19 protein-coding genes are annotated in these 19,492 nt (G+C 72.1%); 15 read left to right on the forward strand and 4 right to left on the reverse strand.

The window, feature by feature from the left end:
• The first annotated feature begins 8 nt into the window (after nucleotides 1-8).
• From AC1MLT_RS19990 to AC1MLT_RS20035, 10 genes are all read left to right on the forward strand, one after another.
• The gene (locus AC1MLT_RS19990) at nucleotides 9-950 is read left to right on the forward strand and encodes an ABC transporter permease (protein WP_481035972.1); all 942 of its coding nucleotides are present in this window, start codon (nucleotides 9-11) and stop codon (nucleotides 948-950) included.
• 27 nt (nucleotides 951-977) lie between these two features.
• Nucleotides 978-1,820 (forward strand): ABC transporter permease, encoded by an 843-nt coding sequence (locus AC1MLT_RS19995; RefSeq protein WP_481035973.1) that lies wholly within the window; start codon nucleotides 978-980, stop codon nucleotides 1,818-1,820.
• Nucleotides 1,821-1,823: 3 nt separating this feature from the next.
• Nucleotides 1,824-2,900: an ABC transporter ATP-binding protein gene (locus AC1MLT_RS20000; RefSeq protein ID WP_481035974.1), complete on the forward strand. Its 1,077-nt coding sequence runs from the start codon at nucleotides 1,824-1,826 to the stop codon at nucleotides 2,898-2,900.
• Nucleotides 2,897-3,925, forward strand: a complete 1,029-nt coding sequence (locus AC1MLT_RS20005) for an ABC transporter ATP-binding protein (RefSeq protein ID WP_481035975.1) — start codon at nucleotides 2,897-2,899, stop codon at nucleotides 3,923-3,925. Before AC1MLT_RS20000 ends, AC1MLT_RS20005 begins: the two co-directional genes overlap by 4 nt.
• 21 nt (nucleotides 3,926-3,946) lie before the next feature.
• Nucleotides 3,947-5,311, forward strand: a complete 1,365-nt coding sequence (locus AC1MLT_RS20010) for an alanine racemase (RefSeq protein ID WP_481035976.1) — start codon at nucleotides 3,947-3,949, stop codon at nucleotides 5,309-5,311.
• 23 nt (nucleotides 5,312-5,334) lie between these two features.
• Nucleotides 5,335-6,273: a MurR/RpiR family transcriptional regulator gene (locus tag AC1MLT_RS20015; protein WP_481035977.1), complete on the forward strand. Its 939-nt coding sequence runs from the start codon at nucleotides 5,335-5,337 to the stop codon at nucleotides 6,271-6,273.
• 87 nt (nucleotides 6,274-6,360) lie between these two features.
• Nucleotides 6,361-7,893, forward strand: a complete 1,533-nt coding sequence (locus AC1MLT_RS20020; RefSeq protein WP_481035978.1) for an N-acyl-D-amino-acid deacylase family protein — start codon at nucleotides 6,361-6,363, stop codon at nucleotides 7,891-7,893.
• 98 nt (nucleotides 7,894-7,991) lie between these two features.
• A complete protein-coding gene (locus AC1MLT_RS20025) occupies nucleotides 7,992-8,711 on the forward strand; it encodes a sugar transferase (RefSeq protein ID WP_481035979.1) in 720 nt (239 codons plus the stop codon).
• Entirely contained in the window at nucleotides 8,701-9,372 is a 672-nt protein-coding gene (locus AC1MLT_RS20030; protein ID WP_481035981.1) for a PIG-L deacetylase family protein, read from the forward strand. Before AC1MLT_RS20025 ends, AC1MLT_RS20030 begins: the two co-directional genes overlap by 11 nt.
• Nucleotides 9,373-9,486: 114 nt before the next feature.
• Nucleotides 9,487-9,894: a BLUF domain-containing protein gene (locus AC1MLT_RS20035; protein WP_481035982.1), complete on the forward strand. Its 408-nt coding sequence runs from the start codon at nucleotides 9,487-9,489 to the stop codon at nucleotides 9,892-9,894.
• A gap of 42 nt (nucleotides 9,895-9,936) precedes the next feature.
• Here the strand turns inward: AC1MLT_RS20035 and AC1MLT_RS20040 are convergent, their stop codons facing one another.
• Both AC1MLT_RS20040 and AC1MLT_RS20045 read right to left on the reverse strand, forming a co-directional pair.
• Nucleotides 9,937-11,523, reverse strand: coding sequence for a cryptochrome/photolyase family protein (locus AC1MLT_RS20040; protein WP_481035983.1), 1,587 nt, complete (start codon nucleotides 11,521-11,523; stop codon nucleotides 9,937-9,939).
• A 4-nt stretch (nucleotides 11,524-11,527) separates the two neighbouring features.
• Nucleotides 11,528-11,734 (reverse strand): hypothetical protein, encoded by a 207-nt coding sequence (locus AC1MLT_RS20045; RefSeq protein ID WP_481035985.1) that lies wholly within the window; start codon nucleotides 11,732-11,734, stop codon nucleotides 11,528-11,530.
• Between the two features lie 243 nt (nucleotides 11,735-11,977).
• On the opposite strand from AC1MLT_RS20045, the gene AC1MLT_RS20050 reads away from it, so the two are divergent.
• The 3 genes from AC1MLT_RS20050 to AC1MLT_RS20060 are packed head-to-tail and all read left to right on the forward strand — an operon-like array spanning nucleotide 11,978 to nucleotide 15,402.
• Nucleotides 11,978-12,955 (forward strand): Bug family tripartite tricarboxylate transporter substrate binding protein, encoded by a 978-nt coding sequence (locus AC1MLT_RS20050; protein ID WP_481035986.1) that lies wholly within the window; start codon nucleotides 11,978-11,980, stop codon nucleotides 12,953-12,955.
• Nucleotides 12,956-13,006: 51 nt separating this feature from the next.
• Nucleotides 13,007-14,299 carry an amidase gene (locus AC1MLT_RS20055; protein WP_481035987.1) on the forward strand — a complete coding sequence of 431 codons (1,293 nt, stop codon included), beginning with the start codon at nucleotides 13,007-13,009 and terminating at the stop codon, nucleotides 14,297-14,299.
• Entirely contained in the window at nucleotides 14,296-15,402 is a 1,107-nt protein-coding gene (locus tag AC1MLT_RS20060; RefSeq protein WP_481035988.1) for an AbrB family transcriptional regulator, read from the forward strand. Before AC1MLT_RS20055 ends, AC1MLT_RS20060 begins: the two co-directional genes overlap by 4 nt.
• 34 nt (nucleotides 15,403-15,436) lie before the next feature.
• On the opposite strand, the gene AC1MLT_RS20065 is transcribed toward AC1MLT_RS20060, so the two are convergent.
• Both AC1MLT_RS20065 and AC1MLT_RS20070 read right to left on the reverse strand, forming a co-directional pair.
• Complete coding sequence (locus tag AC1MLT_RS20065) at nucleotides 15,437-15,868, reverse strand: Hsp20/alpha crystallin family protein (RefSeq protein WP_481035989.1); 432 nt, start codon at nucleotides 15,866-15,868, stop codon at nucleotides 15,437-15,439.
• 61 nt (nucleotides 15,869-15,929) lie between these two features.
• Nucleotides 15,930-16,370, reverse strand: coding sequence for an Hsp20/alpha crystallin family protein (locus AC1MLT_RS20070; RefSeq protein ID WP_481035991.1), 441 nt, complete (start codon nucleotides 16,368-16,370; stop codon nucleotides 15,930-15,932).
• Between the two features lie 275 nt (nucleotides 16,371-16,645).
• On the opposite strand from AC1MLT_RS20070, the gene AC1MLT_RS20075 reads away from it, so the two are divergent.
• Together AC1MLT_RS20075 and AC1MLT_RS20080 are read left to right on the forward strand one after the other, a co-directional pair.
• Entirely contained in the window at nucleotides 16,646-18,118 is a 1,473-nt protein-coding gene (locus AC1MLT_RS20075; protein ID WP_481035992.1) for a metallophosphoesterase, read from the forward strand.
• Nucleotides 18,115-19,410 carry a cytochrome-c peroxidase gene (locus AC1MLT_RS20080; RefSeq protein ID WP_481035993.1) on the forward strand — a complete coding sequence of 432 codons (1,296 nt, stop codon included), beginning with the start codon at nucleotides 18,115-18,117 and terminating at the stop codon, nucleotides 19,408-19,410. The genes AC1MLT_RS20075 and AC1MLT_RS20080 overlap by 4 nt, the downstream gene beginning before the upstream one ends.
• Nucleotides 19,411-19,492: the final 82 nt, after the last annotated feature.

Consider the following 19,492-nt stretch of genomic DNA (forward strand, 5'->3'; position numbering starts at 1 on the left):
ACCTCCCCATGCTGCGCTTCCTCGCCTCCCGCCTGGCCGGCATGCTGGTCGTGCTCGCCATCGTGGCGGTGCTGGTCTTCGTGCTGACCCGCGCCGCCTCGGGCGATCCCATCGCCGTCCTGCTGGGCGACCAGGCGACGGCCGCCGACATCGCCCGCGTGCGGGTCGAGTACGGCCTGGACAAGCCCCTGCCGGTGCAGTTCGGCTACTGGCTGCGCGAGGTGCTCCAGGGCAACCTCGGGCAGTCGATCTTCCTGCAGCGCCCGGTCACTCAGGCGCTGTGGGAGCGGGCCGAGCCGACCACGCTGCTGTCGCTGATGGCGGTGGCCATCGCGGCGTTGATCGGCCTGCCATGCGGCATCGCCTCGGCGGTGTTCCGCGGGCGCTGGATCGACTCGCTGTTCACCGGGCTGGCGATGCTGGGCGCCAGCGTGCCGAGCTTCTGGCTCGGCCTGGTGCTGATCCAGATCTTCGCCGTCTCCCTGGGCTGGTTCCCGGTCTCGGGCTATGGCGCGCCGGACGCGCCGATGGCCGAGCGCCTGCATGCGCTGATGCTGCCGGCGGCGGTGCTGGGGCTGCTCAACTCGGCGCTGATCATCCGCTTCACGCGCGCCTCGATGCTCGACGTGCTGGGCGAGGACTATGTGCGCACCGCGCGCTCCAAGGGTCTGGGCGAGGGCCGGGTGGTGCTCAAGCACGCCTTGCGCAACGCGCTGGTGCCGATCGTCACGGTGCTGGGCCTGACGGCGGCGCTGATGATCGGCGGCGCGGTGGTCACCGAGACGGTGTTCGGCCTGCCGGGCGTCGGCAGCCTGGTCGTCAACGCCGTGCTGCGGCGCGACTATCCGGTGATCCAGGGCGCGCTGCTGGTGATCGCCGCGATCTACGTGCTCATCAATTTCGCCATCGACCTGCTCTACGCGGTGGTCGATCCGCGCGTCAAGGTCTGAAGAATCCGCCACACCATGACCCTCCGGATGCCCCGACTCCCCCTGGCGCTGCGCCGGCTGCTGCGCGACCGCATCGTCGCGGTGGCGCTGCTGGTGCTGCTGGCCGTGGCGCTGCTGGCCATCGGCGCGCCGCTGTTCGCCTCGGCCGATCCCAACGACACGGCGGTGCTCGAACGCCTGCGGCCGCCGAGCGCCGAGCACCTGCTGGGCACCGACGAGCTCGGCCGCGACCTCTACGCGCGCATCGTCCACGGCGCGCGCTACTCGCTCGCCATCGCGGCGCTGACGGCGCTCGGCGCGGTGCTCTTTGGCACCCTGCTGGGGCTGGTGGCGGGCTTCTTCCGCCGGCTGGACGCGCCGATCATGCGGGTGGTGGACGCCATGATGGCCTTCCCCGACATGCTGCTGGCGATCGCGCTGGTGGCGATCCTGGGCGCCTCGCTGGGCAACGTGGTGCTGGCGCTGGTGCTGGTCTACACGCCGCGTGTGGCGCGGGTGGTGCGGGCCTCGACCCTGGTGCTGCGCGAGCTGCTGTTCATCGAGGCGGTGCGCGCGCTGGGCGTGCGCACCTCGCGCATCCTGTGGCGCCACGTGCTGCCCAACCTGATGTCGCCGATCCTGGTGCAGGTGTCCTTCATCTTCGCCTATGCGATCCTGGCCGAGGCCGGCCTGTCGTTCCTGGGCGTCGGCGTGCCGCCGGAGATCCCGACCTGGGGCACCATGGTCGCGGGCAGCCAGCAATATGCCGACCGCGCCTTCTGGGTCGTGCTGTTCCCCGGCGTCGCCATCATCCTCACGGCGCTGTCGCTGCAGCTGGTGGGCGATGGCGTGCGCGACCTGCTCGATCCCAAACTCAAGAAAGCGGTCTGACCCATGAACGACCCTGAGGGCGACAGCACCGTGCCGCGCCTGTCGGTGCGCCACCTGAGCACCAGCTTCCCGACCGAGGCCGGGCTGATCCGCTCGGTCGGGGATGTCAGCTTCTCGATCCTGCCGGGCCGCACGACGGCGCTGGTGGGCGAGTCGGGCTCGGGCAAGTCCGTCACCAGCCTGACGCTGATGGGCCTGCTGCCGAAGACCGCCCATGCGCGGGTCAGCGGCGAGACGGCGTTCGTCCGCCGCGATGGCCGCGTGGTGGACCTGCTGACCCTGCCCGCCGGCGATCTGCGCCGGCTGCGCGGCAACGAGCTGGCGATGATCTTCCAGGAGCCCATGACCAGCCTGAACCCGGTGTTCCGCATCGGCGAGCAGATCGCCGAGAGCGTGCGGCTGCACAAGGGCCTCGACCGCCGCGCCGCCATGGCGCACGCGCTGCGCATGCTCGACCTGGTCGAGATCCCGGCGGCGGCGCAGCGGCTGGACGAATATCCGCACCAGCTCTCCGGCGGCATGCGCCAGCGCGTGATGATCGCGCTGGCCATGGCCTGCGACCCGGCGCTGCTGATCGCCGACGAGCCGACCACCGCGCTGGACGTGACCATCCAGGCGCAGATCCTGCGGCTGCTGCGGCGCCTGCAGGCCGAGACCGGCATGAGCATCCTGTTCATCACGCACAACCTGGGCGTGGTGGCGCACCACGCCGACGACGTGGTGGTGATGTATGCCGGCCGCGTGGTCGAGCACGCGCCGGTGCGGCCACTGTTCGCGCAGCCGCGCCACCCCTACACGCGCGGCCTGCTGGCCTGCCTGCCGGGCCATGCCGATCGCCCGGGCACCGCCGGGGCCGGGGCCGGCGACGGCCCGCGCGCGCGGCGTCGCCTGTTCGCCATCCCCGGCCAGGTGTCGAGTCCGCTGGCGCCGCCGCCGGGCTGCGCCTTCGAGCCGCGCTGCGACCAGGCCATCCCGGCCTGCCGCGCGGCGATGCCGCCCCTGATCGAGACCGAGGCCGACCGGCAGGCGCGCTGCATCCGCGTGCCCGGCATCGCCGTCGCCGCCGGGGAGGTCGCATGAATGTCATCGACGGCGGCCTCGGAGCCGCCACCGCCACCGCCGTCGCTGCGGACCAGGAGGCGCCGCTCATCGAGGTCCGGCACCTGAAGAAGTACTTCGGTTCCGGCGCGCGCCCGGTGCGCGCGGTGGACGACGTGTCCTTCGAGATCCGTCGCGGCGAGACCCTGGGCCTGGTGGGCGAATCGGGCTCCGGCAAGAGCACCATCGGCCGCACGGTGCTGCGCCTGCTGGAGCGCACCGCCGGCGAGGTGCGCTATCGCGGCGAGGACATCGCCGGCTTCTCCGGCGAGCGCATGCGCAGGCTGCGCAGCCGGCTGCAGATCATCTTCCAGGACCCCTATGCGAGCCTGAATCCGAAGATGCGCATCGGCGCCATCCTGGCCGAGGCGCTGTCCACCCACGGCCTGCACCAGGGCCGCACGGCGCGCGAGCGGCGCATCGCCGAACTGCTGGAGACCGTCGGCCTGCGGCCCGAGCACGCCAGCCGCTTCCCGCACGAGTTCTCCGGCGGGCAACGCCAGCGCATCGGCATCGCGCGCGCGCTGGCGGTGGAGCCCGAATTCATCGTCGCCGACGAGCCGCTGTCGGCGCTGGACGTGTCGATCCAGGCCCAGGTCATCAACCTGCTGGGCGACCTGCGCGAGCGGCTGTCGCTGACCATGCTGTTCATCTCGCACGATCTCGATGTCGTCGAGTACCTGTGCGACCGCGTGGTGGTGCTCTACCTGGGCAAGGTGATGGAGGTGGCGCCGACGTCGGCATTGTTCGCGCGGCCGGCCCATCCCTACACTCGCGCGCTGCTGGCCGCGAGCCCCAAGCCCGATCCGCTGCTGCCGAGCGAGCCGGTGGTGCTGGGCGACGACATCCCGAGTCCGGTCGCGCCGCCATCGGGCTGCGTCTTCCGCACCCGCTGCCCGCATGCCATCGACGCCTGCGCCCTGACCGTGCCGCCGCTGGAGGAAGTGGCGCCCGGCCGGTTCGCCGCCTGCATCCGCCATCACGAGCTCGCCGCCCCGCCCGCCTGACATCCAACCGCCCGCCGCACCATGACGACCCGAGACGACGATCCCTCCCTCACCGCCGCCACCGCCGACGCCCACACCATTGCCAACGCCGCGCCCGGCCCGGCCGATCCGCTCGACCCGCTGCTGCATGGCGGCTTCAAGGGCTATCCGCTGGCGGCGCCACCGGTGCGCCGCAGCGCCATCGGCATGCTGGGCTGGAACGTGCTGGCCGGCGACCTGCCGCTGCCGCTGGCCCTGCTCAGGCGCGAGGCGCTGGAGCACAACCTAGCCTGGCTGCAGGCGCGCGTCGACGCCTGGGGCATCGACCTGGCGCCGCATGGCAAGACCACCATGTCGCCGCAACTGTTCCGCCGCCAGCTCGATGGCGGCGCCTGGGGCCTGACCTTCGCGACCGTCGCCCAGCTGGCCGTCGGTGTCGCCAGCGGCGCGCGGCGCGCGCTGATCGCCAACCAGGTGGTGAGCGAGCCGGACCTGGCCGGCATCCAGCACCTGCTGGCCGCGCAGCCGGACCTGCGCGTCGTGTTCCTGGTCGATTCGATCGCGCAGCTGGAACTGATCGAGGACTGGGCGCGCCGCCACCGCCCGGCGCGACCCTTCGAGGCCATGGTCGAGATCGGCGTCGAGGGCGCGCGCACCGGCTGCCGCACGCACGCGCAGGCCATCGAACTGGCCGGGCGGCTGCGCGCCAGCGCGGCGCTGCGACTGGTGGGCATCGAGTGCTACGAGGGGCAGGGCGCCACCGGCGAGAGCGCCGCCGATGCCGCCTACACCGATGCCCTGATGGACCGCGTCGAGGCGGTGGCCCGCCATGGCGTGGCGCACGACCTGTTCGAGGGCGACGAGGTGCTGGTCTCGGCCGGCGGCTCGGCGCTCTACGACCTGGTGGCGCGGCGGCTGCGGCCCGCGCTCGGGCGGCCGGTGCGCGGCCTGTTGCGCTCGGGCTGCTATGTCACCCACGACCACGGCACCTACCAGCGCCTGCAGGTGTCGATCGACGCGCGCCTGCGCTGCGCCGCCGGCGAGAGCCTGCGCCCGGCCATGGAGGTCTGGGCCACGGTGCAGTCGTGCCCCGAGCCCCGGCTGGCGATCGTCGCCATGGGCAAGCGCGACATTTCCTTCGACCTCTCGATGCCGGTGCCGATCGCGCGGGCGGCGCGCGGCGCGCTCGAACCCTCGGCGGTGCCGGCGAGCTGGCGCATCGACGCGCTCAACGACCAGCATGCCTACCTGCGCTGGGGCGAGGCCGACGACGCGCTGGCGCCGGTGGTGGGCGAGCGCGTCGGCTTCGGCATCTCGCATCCCTGCACCACCTTCGACAAGTGGCACTGGATGCCGGTGGTCGAGGACGACTATCGCGTCGGCGACGCCGTGTCGATGCATTTCTGAGGGCGCCGCCGCGCGACCAGCCCATGAACATCCCCTCGCTGCTGCAGAAGGTCCACGCCATCCGCGCCGACGCCCCGGCCGCCCGGCGCGCCATCCTGGACCTGATCCTGGAGGACCCCGACCGCGTGCTCCAGGAGAGCTTCGAGCTGCTGGCCCAGCGCTCGCGCAGCTCGGTGCCCACCATCATGCGGACCTGCCGCGACCTCGGCTTCGCCGGCCTGCGTGAATTCAAGCTGGCGCTGGCGCGGGAACTGGCGCTGGGCGGCTCGGCGCTGCATCGGCGCGTCGACATCGCCGATGCCGCCGACGAGGTGGTCGCCAAGATCACGCGCAGCGCCGCCGCCTCGGTGGCCGGCGTGCGCAGCCAGCTCGACATGGAGGTGCTCGGCCGCGCCGTCGATGCCATCGCCACGGCGCCCCACATCGATCTCTATGGCGCCGGCGCGACCTCGTGGTTCATGGCCAGCGACCTGCAGGCGCGGCTGTTCCGGCTCGGCCTGTCGGCCAATGCCTGGTCCGACTACCACCTGCAGCAGGTGGCCGGCGCGGCGCAGCATGCCGGCGGCGTGGTGATCGCGATCTCGCACGTCGGCGGCATGCCCTCGCTGCTCGACGCCATCGACATCGCGCGCGCGCAGGGCGCCCGGGTGGTCGCCATGACCCAGCCGGGCACCGCGCTGGCGGCGAAGGCGGACTTCCTGCTCGCCCTGTCGGTGCCCGACGACGCCGTGATGCACGTGGGCATCGACGCCTACCTCACGCACCTGACGGCGATCGAGATCCTGACCGTGCTGGTGGCGCAGCGCCTGGGCGACTCGGCCGTCGAGCGCCTGCAGCGCGCGCGCCAGGCCTTCCGCCGCCATGGCATCGACATCGCCACGCATCCGCTGCAGAGCTGGGATGGGGGTGGCATCCATGCGGCGACGGCCGCCAACGACGCCCCGGCGCCGCCGGATGCCTGATGCCTGATGCATGACCGGCGCGGCGACGCGTCCGATTCCCTGACTCCCCGATTTCCCGATTCCCTTCCGAAGCCCGAGACCTCCGCGATGCCTCCCAATCCCTCCATGGCCCCGGCGCTGCCGGCCGCCCCGACCGGCGCCGCCCGCCCCGTGCTCCTCGAACGTGGCCTGGTGGTCGATGGCACCGGCGGCCCGTCCTGGCCGGGCGACGTGCTGCTCGAGGGCGACCGCATCGTCGCGATGGGCGAGGGCCTGCGCGCGCGGCTGCCCGGCGGCCTGAGCCCGACCGACCTGGAGATCGTGGCCTGCGACGGCCGCGTCATCGCGCCCGGCTTCATCGACGTGCACACCCACGACGATGCCATCGTCCTGCGTGATCCGCTGTGCCTGCCCAAGGTCTCCCAGGGCATCACGACGGTGGTGACGGGCAACTGCGGCATCTCGCTGGCGCCCTATGCCACGGCCCGGGCCCTGCCGCCGCTGACCCTGCTGGGCGCCGATTCGTTCCGCCACGCCAGCATGGCCGACTATCGCGCCGCCGTGACGGCGGCACGGCCGGCGCTCAACGTGGCCGCGCTGGTCGGCCACACCACGCTGCGCTTCGCCGCCATGCCCGCGCTCGACCGCGCGGCGACGCCGCAGGAGGTGGCGGCGATGGCCGATGCGCTCGACCATGCCATGGCCGAGGGCGCGCACGGCCTGTCCTCGGGCCTGTTCTACGAGGAGGCCTTCGCCGCGCCGCCCTCGGAGGTCACGGCGCTGGCGCGGGTCGTGGCGCGCCATGGCGGCGTCTATGCCACCCACCTGCGCAGCGAGATGCAGGCCATCGTCGAGGCCCTGCACGAGGCCGGCGACACCGCCTTCGCCGCCGGCGTGCCATTGGTGATCTCGCACCACAAGTGCGCCGGCCCGGCCAACTGGGACCGCACCCTGGAGACCCTGCCGCTGATCGACGCCCTGGGCGCGCGGCAGGACATCGCGATCGATGTCTATCCCTACGTCGCCGGCTCGACCGTGCTGCGCGAGGACCTGGTCGATGGCGTCATCGATGTCATGCTGACCTGGTCGCAGCCGCATCCGGAGGTCACCGGCCGGATGCTGGCCGATGTCGCACGCGAGTGGGGCGTCGACCAGCGCACCGCCTGCCGGCGCCTGCAGCCCGGCGGCGCCTGCTACTTCCAGATGAAGGAGGCCGATGTCGAGCGCGTCATCGCGCATCCGCGCACCATGATCGGCAGCGACGGCCTGCCGCACGACCGGCATCCGCACCCGCGCCTGTGGGGCGCCTTCCCGCGCGTGTTCGCGCGCTACTGGCGCGAGCGCGGCCTGTTCAGCCTGGAGCAGGCGGTGCACAAGATGACCGGCATGACCGCGCGCAACCTGCGCATCGCCGGGCGCGGCGTGCTGCGCCCCGGCGCCATGGCCGATGTCGTGGTGTTCGACCCCGCGACCATCGCCGACACCGCCACCTACGACCGCCCGCGCAGCGTCAGCACCGGCATCGAACGCGTCTACGTGAATGGCGACTGCGCCTACCTCGGTGGCGCGGCGGAGCCGGCGGTGCTGGCGCGCTCGGGTCGCATGCTCACGCGCGGCGACCCGGCGGACGCCGGCGCCTGACGCGACGCCCGGGACCCCACAGGCGTGCGATCGAGGGCGACCAAGGACTACATACTTGTATAGTACTTAGGTTCACAAATCAGATTGATGCCCCTTCCATGTTCCGACCCGATGCTGTAGACGACCGGCGTTCCCCCCAGCGGACCGGCACGGCGGGATGGGCCGGATCCCCGGTGCCCACGGCGCGCTCCGCCGGCCGGCCGCCCCGGGGCGCGGCTCGCGTGGTCAAGCGCGGCATCGACATCCTCGGCGCGCTGCTGTTCTTCGCCTTCTTCGGGCCGCTGTACGTGGCCCTGGCGTTGTGCGTCTGGACCGGCGGCGGCCATCCCGTCCACTACACCCAGACGCGGCTGGGTCGCGGAGGCCGGCCCTTCCGCTTCTACAAGTTCCGCTCGATGGTGCTGGACGCCGACCGGGTGCTGGAGCGGCATCTGGCGGGCGATCCCGCCGCGCGCGCCGAGTGGGACACCTACCAGAAGCTGGAGAACGATCCGCGCGTGCTGCCGGTCGGCCGCATGCTGCGCCGGTTCAGCCTGGACGAGTTGCCGCAGTTCTGGAACGTGCTGCGCGGCGACATGAGCCTGGTCGGTCCCCGGCCCTGCATGGAGCGCCAGCGCGGTCTCTATGGCGATGCCTGGTCCCATTACGCGGCCGTGCGCCCGGGACTGACCGGCCTGTGGCAGGTCAGCCGGCGCAACGAGCTGAGCTTCGCGCAGCGCGCCGAGCTCGACATCGCCTATGTCGAGAACTGGTCGCTGCGGCTGGACTTCAGCATCCTGCTGAGGACGGTGCGCGCGGTGATCGTCGATGGCGAGTGAGGGCGGCGAGGCGGACGGGGCCAGCGCGTTCTCCGGCCTCGGTCGCAGCATCCTGCTGGTCGGCGCCCACGCTGACGATGTCGAGATCAATGCCGGCGGCTCGATCCACAAGTGGCGCGAACAGGGCCGGCAGGTGCGGGTGGCGATCCTCGCCGCCGAGGACGCGCACCTGCGCCATGTCGAGAGCCTGGCCGCGTGCATGCACCTCGACGTCGAACACGTCGACGCGCTCGGCGGGCCGGACACCTCGCTGCACGACTGCGTCCACGAGCTGATCGGGCCGGTCGAGCGCATCCTGCGCGCCCATGCCGTGGACACCGTGCTCACGCACTTCCACGCCGACACCCACCAGGACCACGTGAGCGCCTACCGGATCGTGGCCGCCGCGGCGCGCAAGGTGCCGAACTTCCTGATGTTCAAGCCCACCTTCCCGAGCGGGCGCAGCGACATCCCGTTCCAGCCCAATGTCGTGAGCCTGCTGTCGGCGGCCAACATGCGCGCCAAGGTGCGGGCGCTCGATGCCTTCGAGAGCCAGCGCATCAAGTACGGCGAGGACGACTGGGGCCGCGCCATGCACGCGGTGGCCCAGGGCGATGCCTGGACCTATGCCGGCGTGCATGGTTTCGCCGAGGTGTTCCAGCTCGGCCGCATCCGGATCTGACGCGCCGGAGGGCCCGGCGCGGGCGGCGGACGATCGGATACCGACGATTCTTCTTACAAGCAGGGGTGGGCAGTTCGCACGCCGGCCCGCGTCGCCAGACCGGAGAGTGCGAGCATGCTCAGTCGCATTCTCTATACCAGCCGGTCGCTTTGCAGCACGTCCGAAGCATTGGCGCTGCTCGACCACGCACGGGTCGCGAATGCGCGTCATGACGTCACGGGCGCCCTCTACCTCGCCGATGGCCGGTTCCTGCAGTGCCTCGAGGGCGCGGACGAGGTCATCGGCAGGCTGCTCGAACGCATCCGCGACGACCCGCGCCATTGCGAATGCCAGGTGCTCGACCGGCGCTCGATCTCCCGCCGCGTCTACGATGGCTGGGCCATGGCGTGGCTGCCGGCCTCGCCGAGCGCGGCGCTGATGATGAAGACCATCGTGGCGCAGACCATGCCCTCGACCGGACCGGACCCGCGCGCCATCGGCGCCTTCTTCTATGCGATGGCCCAGACCGGCGAGTGCGAGTAGGGGCGCGGGCGGCGCCGCCGGCGCGAGCGCGGGTCCGTCGCCTCAGTCCGATGCGGCAGCCGGCCGGCCGACCCGCCCGTCGCGGATCGCCGTCGCGCGCTGCGCGATGCCGGCGCGCTGCGCGTCGTCCAGGGTCTCCAGCCGGCGCAGTTGCGCTGCGAGGCGGGGCTGCCGCGCCAGCAGCGACGCATGGCGCAGCAGGAAGTCCCAGTACAGGGTCGTGAAGGGACAGGCGGTCCCGCCCTCGAAGCGACCGGGGTCGTAGCGGCAGCCGGCGCACGGCCCGCCCATGCGCTCGATGTAGCGGCCGGTGGCGATGTAGGGCTTGCTGCCCATCAGCCCGCCATCGGCGAACTGGCTCATGCCCAGGGTGTTGGGCAATTCCACCCATTCGACCGCATCGACATAGACCGCCAGGTACCACGCGTGCACCTCCCGGGGCCGCACGCCCAGCAGCAGGGCGAACAGGCCGGTGACCATCAGACGCTGGATGTGGTGGGCATAGCCATGGCGCAGGGTCTGGCGCAGGGTGTCGCGCAGGCAGGCGAAGTCGGTCTCGCCGGTCCAGTACCAGCCGGGCAGGTCGGCATCGGCCGCGAGCGCGTTGCGTTCGAGGTAGCCGGGCATCTGCGTCCAGTACACGCCCCGCACGTACTCGCGCCAGCCCAGGATCTGGCGGATGAAGCCTTCCGCGCTCGCCAATGGCACCCGGCCGGCGCGCCAGGCCTGCTCGGCCGCCGCCACCACCTCGCGCGGGTCGAGCAACTTGAGGTTGAGCGCCGCCGAGAGCTGGGAGTGGTAGAGCCAGGGCTGGCCCGGCCACATCGCATCCTGGTAGGGACCGAAGGCCGGCAGCCGGTGCGTGATGAAGTCGTCGAGCGCTTGCAGCGCGTCGGCGCGCGTGACCGGCCAGGAGAATTCGTCCAGCTCGCCGGGATGGTCGGCGAAGCGACGCGCCACCAGGGCCAGCACCTCGCGCGTCGTCGCGTCGGGCGGGAAGCGCGGCGGTTCCGGCAGCATTCCCGGACCCTCGCGACCGAAGGGCCGGCGATTGGCCTTGTCGTAGTTCCACTCCCCGCCTTCGGGCTGGCCGTCCGGTGTCATCAGCACCCCGGTGCGGCGACGCATCTCGCGATAGAAGAATTCCAGCCGCAGGGGACGGCCGTCGAGCGAGCGCGCATAGGTGGCGAAATCGCGCACCTGCAGATGGAAATGACGGTCCGGGCGCACCTCGAGGGGCACGCCCGCGGCCCCGACCCGGGCCGTGAGCGCCTTCCAGACCCGCCAGTCGCCCGGTGCCGTCATCAGAACACGCTCCGGCCGCAGCTCCCGCAATGCCCTGTCGAGTCCATCCGCCAGGGTGCCCGGCTCGCCATCCTCGGCCAGCTCGACATAGCTCACGGGCCAGCCGCGCTCCCGCAGCCGCCGCGCGAAGTGGCGCATGCCGGCCAGGAAGAGGGCGATGCGCGGTTTCGACGACCAGACGTGGGTCGATTCCTCCGCCACCTCGGCCATCCAGACCCGGTCCAGGTCGGGATCGAAACCGTCGAAGGCGGAGGCTTCGGCATCGAGCTGGTCACCCAGCACCACGACCAGGTGCCGCACCGCCCGATCGGCGCGCGGCGTCAAGAGCTCAATGACCGCCCTTGCGCGACTGCACCTGGTTGCCGCTGCCGACGTGGGACTCGCGGTCGTGGCGGCTCTCGGGCGTGCGGCGCGGCTCGTTGGTCTGCGTCAGCTGCGCGTTCTCCTTGGCCTTGTTGTGCTCGGTGTGGTCGGGCTGCGCCTGCTGCGCGTCCTGACCCTGCTGCAGATCCTTGGAGTTCTGGGAGTTCGACATGGCTGGCCTTTCGAAGCGGTGAGGGAAAGCGGGCAGGGCGCTTGGAGCCCGGATGCGCACAAGCTAGCCGGCCGGCGGAGCGCCCATGTCGGAGCCGGCCGCAATCGGCGTAGGAGGCGCCGCATTCATGGTCCGGCGACCGGTGCTCGGGCGAGGGGACTCACTGGCACGGAAGGTGCGTGACTCAGGGCTTTCCCTCATCGTACGCACGACATCGGCGCACGTCCTCCAAGGAACCTCCCCATGACATCCTCGTTCTCCCGGCTCGTCGCGGCCGGCACGCTGGCGATCCTGGCGCTGTCGGCCCCTGCGCAGGGCCAACCCGCTTCCTGGCCGACGAAGGCGATCCGCTTCGTGGTGCCGTTCGCGCCGGGTGGCGGCGCCGACATCTCCGCCCGCGTCATCGCCACCCACATGAGCACCAGTCTCGGGCAGTCGGTGTTCGTGGAGAACAAGCCGGGCGCCGGCGGCGTGATCGGCACCGACATGGTCGCCAAGGCGCCGGCCGATGGCTACACCCTGCTGCTGGGCACCATCGGGCCGATGGCGATCAATCCGCATCTCTACAAGAAGCTGCCCTACGACGTGGCGCGCGACTTCATGCCGATCTCGCTGGCGGGCAACGCGCTCAACGTGCTGGTGGTTCATCCCCAGGTGCCGGCGCGGACCGTCTCCGAGTTCATCGGCTACGCCAGGACCCACCCGGTCGCCTTCGGCTCGTCGGGCAACGGCGCGACCGACCACCTGGCCGGCGAGCTGTTCAATACGCTGACCGGCACGAAGATGACGCACGTCGCGTACAAGGGCGGCACGCCCGCCATGCTCGACCTGATGGGCGGGCACGTGCAGGCCGTCTTCTCCACCGTCTCCACGGCCGCCGGCGCGATCCGGGGCGGGCAGATCCGGGCCCTGGCCATGACCGGCTCCAAGCGCTATGCGGCGATGCCCGAGCTGCCCACCATGGCCGAAGCGGGCGTGCCCGCCTTCGTGGTGAACAACTGGTATGGCGTGCTGGCCCCGGCCGGCACGCCGCCGGAGATCGTCGCCCGGCTGAACCAGGCCTTGATCGCGGCCCTCCAGGCCCCCGAGGTCCAGGCCAAGATGAACGAGTCCGGCATCGAGCCGGCCTGGGACACGCCCAGCCAGTTCGCGACCTACATCCATGCCGAATCCGGCAAATGGAAGAAAATCGTCGCCGACTCGGGTGCCACGGCCGACTGACGACAGCCAGCCGCACGTCCGCCTCCCGACATCCACAGGAATGACCCGCGCATGGATTCACTGCACACCCTGACGGCGACCGAGATCGTCGCCGCCATCCACGCCGGGCGCACCACCGCGCTGGCCGTGGCCGAGGAATGCCTGGCGCGCATCGCCGAGATCGAACCGACGGTGGGCGCCTGGACCCACCTCGACCCCGACCACGTGCTGCGCCAGGCGCGCGCGGTGGACCGCATGCCGGAGCCCGGCCCCCTGCAGGGCGTGCCGGTCGGCCTGAAGGACATCATCGACACGGCCGACATGCCCACCGAGTACGGCACGCCGATCCACCGGGGCCGCCGGCCGTCGCACGACGCGGCCTGCGTCGCCCTGACGCGGCGCGCCGGCGGCGTCGTCATGGGCAAGACGGTGACGACCGAGTTCGCCAACCGCTTCCCCGGCAAGACGCGCAATCCGCACGATCCGCGCCGCACGCCGGGGGGCTCCTCCAGCGGCTCCGGCGCGGCCGTGGGCGCCGGGATGGTGCCCTTGGCGCTGGGCACCCAGACCACCGCGTCGACCATCCGCCCGGCCTCGTTCTGCGGCTGCGTCGGCTATGTGCCCAGCCGGGGCGACATCCGGCTGTCCGGGGTCATGGAGGCCGCCGGCTCGTTCGATGCGCTGGGTCTGATGGCGCGCTCGGTCGAGGACATCCACCTCTATCGCAGCGTGCTGGTCGGCGTGCCGATGGCGGCGCTGGCGCGACCGGCGCTCGCCGACCTGCGCGTGGGCGTGGCCCGCACCGGTTTCTGGGAGGCCTGCGAACCCGCGACCCGGGATGCCATCGAGCGCTGCGCCTCGGCACTGGCGCGCGCCGGGGCCCGGGTGTCGCGGGTCGACCTGCCGGCGGGCTTCGACGCCATCGCCGAGGCGCACCGCTGGGTCTCCAGCTTCGAGTTCGTGCGCAATCGCGCCTGGGAGATCGACCACCACTGGGAACGCATCAGCGCCCCATTGCGCGAGGCGCGCATCGCCGATGGCATGGCCTGCGACTTCGCGCGCTACGACGCCTCGCGCGCCACGCTGCGGGCCTGCGCCCTACAGCTCGACGACATCCAGCGCGACCACGACGTGCTGCTGACGCCGGCGGCCGCCGGCGAGGCGCCACTCGGCCTGCAGTCCACCGGTGACGCCTCCTTCTCCACGCTGTGGACGGCGCTCAACGTGCCGGCCGTGACCCTGCCGCTGGCGCGCGGCGCGAGCGGCCTGCCGATCGGGCTGCAGTGGATCGGCAGCCGCTGGGCCGACGACCGCCTGCTGGCGGCGGCCCGGGCCGTCGCCCACGCCATCGGTCCGGTGGCATGACGGCGGCGCTGACGACCGACGCGGGGGCGGGCGTGCCCTCGTGGCGCCGCTGGCTGCAGGCCCTCTGGCCGGTGGCCGCGACCCTGGCGCTGGGCCTGGCGGGCGCGGCGCTGTGCGTCTACCTGCATACGCCCCTGCCGTGGATGATCGGTCCGCTGCTCGCCGTGGCCGGCCTGCGCATGGCCGGCGCGCCCCTGCGCCTGCCGCAGCCGATGCGCAATGGCGGCCAGTGGATCATCGGCCTGGCCCTGGGCCTGAACTTCACCCCGGCCGTCACCGCCCAGCTGCTGCAGTACGCCCACTGGGTGATCCTGAGCGTCGGCGTGGCGCTGGTGGTCGGCGTGCTGGGTGGCCGGCTGCTGCAGCGCCTGTCGGGTGTCGATTCGAAGACCGCCTTCTTCGCCATCGCCATCGGCGGCTCCTCGGAGATGGCGATCCAGGCCGAGCGCTATGGCGGGCGGGTCGATCAGGTCGCCGCGGCGCATTCGCTGCGCATCCTGATGGTGGTGCTGATCATCCCGGGGCTGTTCCGCCTGTTCGGCCTGCATGGCACCGACCTCTACGTGCCGGTCGGGGCCACCTTCGATCCGCGCGGCTTCGCGCAGCTGGCGGTGCTGACCCTGGCGGTCGGCTGGGTGCTCAACCGTTTCCGCGTCCCCAACGCCTGGATCATCGGTCCGCTGCTGGTGACCATCGCGCTGACGGCCGGCGGCATCCAGTGGTCGACCGCGCCGCGCTGGATGGTGAACATCGGCCAATTGCTGATCGGCTGCGCACTGGGCATCCGCTTCAACCGCGCCTTCATGCGCACGGCGCCGCGCTACATGGCCAGCGTGGCGGTGGCCTCGCTGCTGCTGATGGGCGTGATGGCGGCCTTTGGCCTCGGCCTGGCCTGGGTCAGCGGCATTCCCGGTCCGACCGCCGTGCTGGCCACCGCACCGGGTGGCATCGCCGAGATGAGCCTGACGGCCAAGGTGCTGCAGTTCGGCGTGCCGCTGGTCACGGTCTTCCATGTCTCGCGCGTGCTGACGATGGTGCTGTCGATCGGGCCGCTCTATGCCTGGCTGCGGCCCTGGCTCGAGCGCGAGCGGCCGGTGCGCTGAGCGCCGCGCACCGGCCGCCGCGCCGCAGGCGCGCTCAGGCGACGTTCACCTGGATGCGGCGCGGCTGGGCGTGGTCGGCCTTGGGGATCGACAGCTTGAGGACGCCCTGCGTCAGCTCGGCCGTCACCTTGTCGGCATCGAGCTCCTTGCTCAGCGTGAACACGCGGCGGAAGCGGGCCAGTCCGACCTCGGTGTGCTGGGAGGTCAGGCCCTCAGGCAGGGCCAGCCCGGACTCGGCCTCGATGATCAGCGTGTCGGCTTCCACCTGCAGGTTGAGCTTGTCGCGGCTCACGCCCGGCAGGTCGGCGTACAGGGTGATGCCCTGGGTGTCCTCGATGACGTCGACCGGTGGCGTCAGTGTGGCTTCGCTGTAGCGGGCGCGTTGCTGCGCTTCGGCGCGGCTGGCGGCGCTGGTGGCGCGGGACGGGCTCTGGCCGCCCTGGGTGGTCTGGATGTCCTGGTTCATGATGGGTACTCCTTCGTTCCGGCGGAGGGATGGTGGGTGGTCGTCGGTGCGCTCGCGGGCGTCACTGGACGCTGATGCGGCGCGGTTGCGCGGAGGCCCGGCGCTGGACGGTGATGTGCAGCACGCCATCGCGCAGCCTGGCATCGACCGCTTCGGGGTCGGCGTCGTCGGGCAGCGTCAGCACGCGGCGGAAGCGGCCGTCGAAGCGCTCGTTGATGTGCACGGTGGTCTTCTTGGCCTCCTTCTCGGGCAGCACGCTCCTGCGCTCGCCGGAGATGCTGAGCAGGCCGCGTTCGAGATTGACCTCCAGCGAGGACGGATCGATGCCCGGCGCGAAGGCGTAGATCTCGATGGTCGAGGGCGTGCCACCGACGTTGAGCGCCGGGAAGCCGTTGCGGGCGATGCCGCGGATGGTGGGAGACAGATCGAAGGCCTGTTGCATGTCGCGTTGCAGACGATCGATCTCGGCGAGCATGTCGCGCGGATACAGGGATCGGTACATGGTGAACATCTCCAAGTGACGGGTTGAAACGATGCGCCGGAGATCGCTCCGGCAACCTTGTCGGACAGCTAGGAGCGGTGAAAAAATTTTCAAGAGGGGTCGACTTCGCCGGCTCCGGGACCGCTTGCAGGACCGCTTCCCGAGCCGTTCCCCGAGCCGCTTCCGGGACGAGTCGCCGCGCCGGCCGGGCGCGCGGTTTCATCGTGCCGTCATGCGGCGCGGGCAGCATCCGGCGCGCTGCGTCCCCGTCCGGACCGATCCACGAAAGCCTCCCGATGTCCCATTCCCTCGCGCGCTCCGTGCCCCTCCTGCGCGCCAGGCCGGCACTGCTGGCACTGACGACCCTCGGCGCCATCGCCATCCTCGCCTCCTGCGGTGGCGATGGCGCCGACGATGCCCGCGGGCCCGGTGTCGCCGCCGCCGATGCCCGGCTCAAGGCCGCCTGGGTCGAGGTCGGCGCCAACGGCCAGACGATCGTGCGCGCCGTCACGGCGGCCGCGGACTGCCCGGCGATCGTGATCGATGGCGTCTCCTTTCCCATGACCCTGCGCGCCGCCGCCGGCACCGCCGCCCAGCGCACCACGGCCAGCGACGCGGCCGACTCCAAGCCATCCGAATTCCCGGTCAACACCTGCGAGAGCCGGCCCGCCGCCGGCACGGCGTCGGTGCGCGTGGGCGGCCGCGCGCTGCCCCTGCCGCAGGCGCAGCCGCGCCTCATCGCCGTGCTGGCCGACACCGGCTGCCGCATGAAGAAGGCCGACAACGCCTACCAGGCCTGCAACGACGCCACCGCCTGGCCCTTCGCCACCATCGCCGCCACCGTCGCCTCGATGCGGCCCGACCTGGTGGTCCACATCGGCGACTACCACTACCGCGAGAACGCCTGCCCGCAGGACGTGGCCGGCTGCAAGGACAGTCCATGGGGCTATGGCTGGGACACCTGGGAGGCCGACCTGTTCAGGCCGGCGGCGCCATTGCTGGCCGCCGCGCCGTGGGTGATGGCGCGCGGCAACCACGAGGAATGCGCGCGCGCCGGCCAGGGCTGGATGCGTTTCCTGGACACGCGCGCCTATGGCGCCGGCCTGAGCTGCGACAGCCCGGCCAACGACAACACGGCGAACTTCAGCGATCCGTATGCCGTGCCGCTGGGACGCGACACGCAGATCGTGATCTTCGACTCGGCCAAGGCCGGGACCGCGCCCTTCGGCGCCTCGGATTTCAAGTTCCCGATCTACCAGGCCCAGTTCCGGCAGGTGGCCGCGCTGGTGGCCGACGGGTCGAAGACCTCGCTGTTCGCCAACCACCATCCGATCCTGGCCTTCGCGCCGATCGCCGGCGGGGCGCCGGCGCCGGGGAACATCGGCCTGCAGGCGGTGATGCGGACCTTGCATCCGGTCGCCTACTACCCCGAGGGCGTGAAGATCGCATTGCACGGCCACGTGCACGACTTCCAGGCCCTGAGCTTCGCCAGCGCGCACCCGGCGACCTTCGTCACGGGCAATGGCGGCGACAACGTCGACGTCAACCTGCCCGATCCGTTCCCGGCCGGGCTGACGCCGGCGCCGGGCGTGGTGCTCAAGCGCATCACGCACACCAACACCTTCGGCTTCATGATGATGGAGCGCGACACCGGCGCCGATGCGCCCTGGCTCTACAAGGCCTACACCCGGGACGGCAAGCTGCTCACGACCTGCGTGCCGGCGGGCTCGAAGATCGCCTGCGACAAGACCGGCTTCCTGGCGCCGTGACATCGCGCATCCGTGTCGCCGCGTCGGCCGCCGTCGCGGCGGCGCTGCTGGCGGGATGGCTCGGCGCCGCGTCGCCGGCCCTGGCGGGCGACGCGCCACGGGTCGTCGGCCACGTCGGCGCGACGCCGCGCCTGGCGGCCATCGTGCCGGCCGCCCGGCCGCTGGTGGCACCCCCGCCCGAGCAGGTCGCACTGGGCCGCCGGCTGTTCCTCGACACCCGCCTGTCCCGGCCCGCCGGCACCAGCTGCGCGAGCTGCCACGACCCCGCCCAGGCCTTCAGCGCCTTCAACGGCGGGCGCGACGGCGTCGCCGGCGGCAGCGTGCGCGCCCGCCTGGGCACGCGCAACCCGCCCTCGCTGACCTACCTGCGCTACCTCCCGCCGCTGTACTTCTACCAGGACGACGACGCCCCGGCGCCCGCCCCCTTCGGCGGCCTCATGCTCGACGGCCGCGTCGACACCCTGGCCGCCCAGGCACGCGAGCCGCTGCTCGCGCGCCACGAGATGAACCTGCGCTCGCCCCGCGCTGCCGCGCGACGCTTGCGCGAGGCCGGCTACGAGCGCGACTTCGAGCGTCTGTTCGGCCCCGGCGTGCTGCGCGACCCGAAGCGCGCGCTCGAGGCCTTCGGCCTGGGCCTGCAGGCCTACCTGCAGAGCGACGAGCTCGCGCCCTTCGACTCGCGCTTCGACGAGTTCCTGCGCGGACGCGCCGCCCTCAGTCCGCGCGAGCAGCGCGGCCTGGCGATCTTCCGCCATCCCGACCAGGGCAACTGCGCCTCGTGCCACAGCGTGAGCGCGACCTCCAGCCAGCCCGCGCGGTCGCTGTTCACCGACTTCGGCTACGAGGCCCTGGGCGTGCCGCGCAACCGCGCATTGCCGGCCAACGCCAGCGCCGGCGCCCACGACCTGGGCCTGTGCCGCACGGCGCGCGCGCGCCACTGGCCCGAGGCCGATGCCTGGTGCGGCTACTTCCGCACGCCCAGCCTGCGCAACGTGGCGGTGCGCCAGCGCTTCATGCACAACGGCGTGTTCACCTCGCTGCGCCAGGCGGTGCGCTTCTACGCCACGCGCTCGACCGATCCGGGGGCGTGGTACGGCGCCCACCCGGTGTTCGACGACCTGCCCGAGGCCCTGCGCGGCAACGTCAACACCGTGAGCACCCCGCTCAACCGCCGCCCCGGCGCCACCCCGGCGCTCGACGAGGACGACATCGACGCCCTGGTCGCCTTCCTGGGCACCCTGACCGACCGACGCTACGCGGTGCCGGCGGCGGCGGCGCGACCGGTGCCCTGAGCCGGCCGTCGGCAATCCGGCGATCCGGCGATATGGCGATCCGGCGATATGGCCATGGGATGACCGCCTATTCGAGGGAAAG

The organism is Variovorax sp. PEI5, assembly GCF_056679935.1.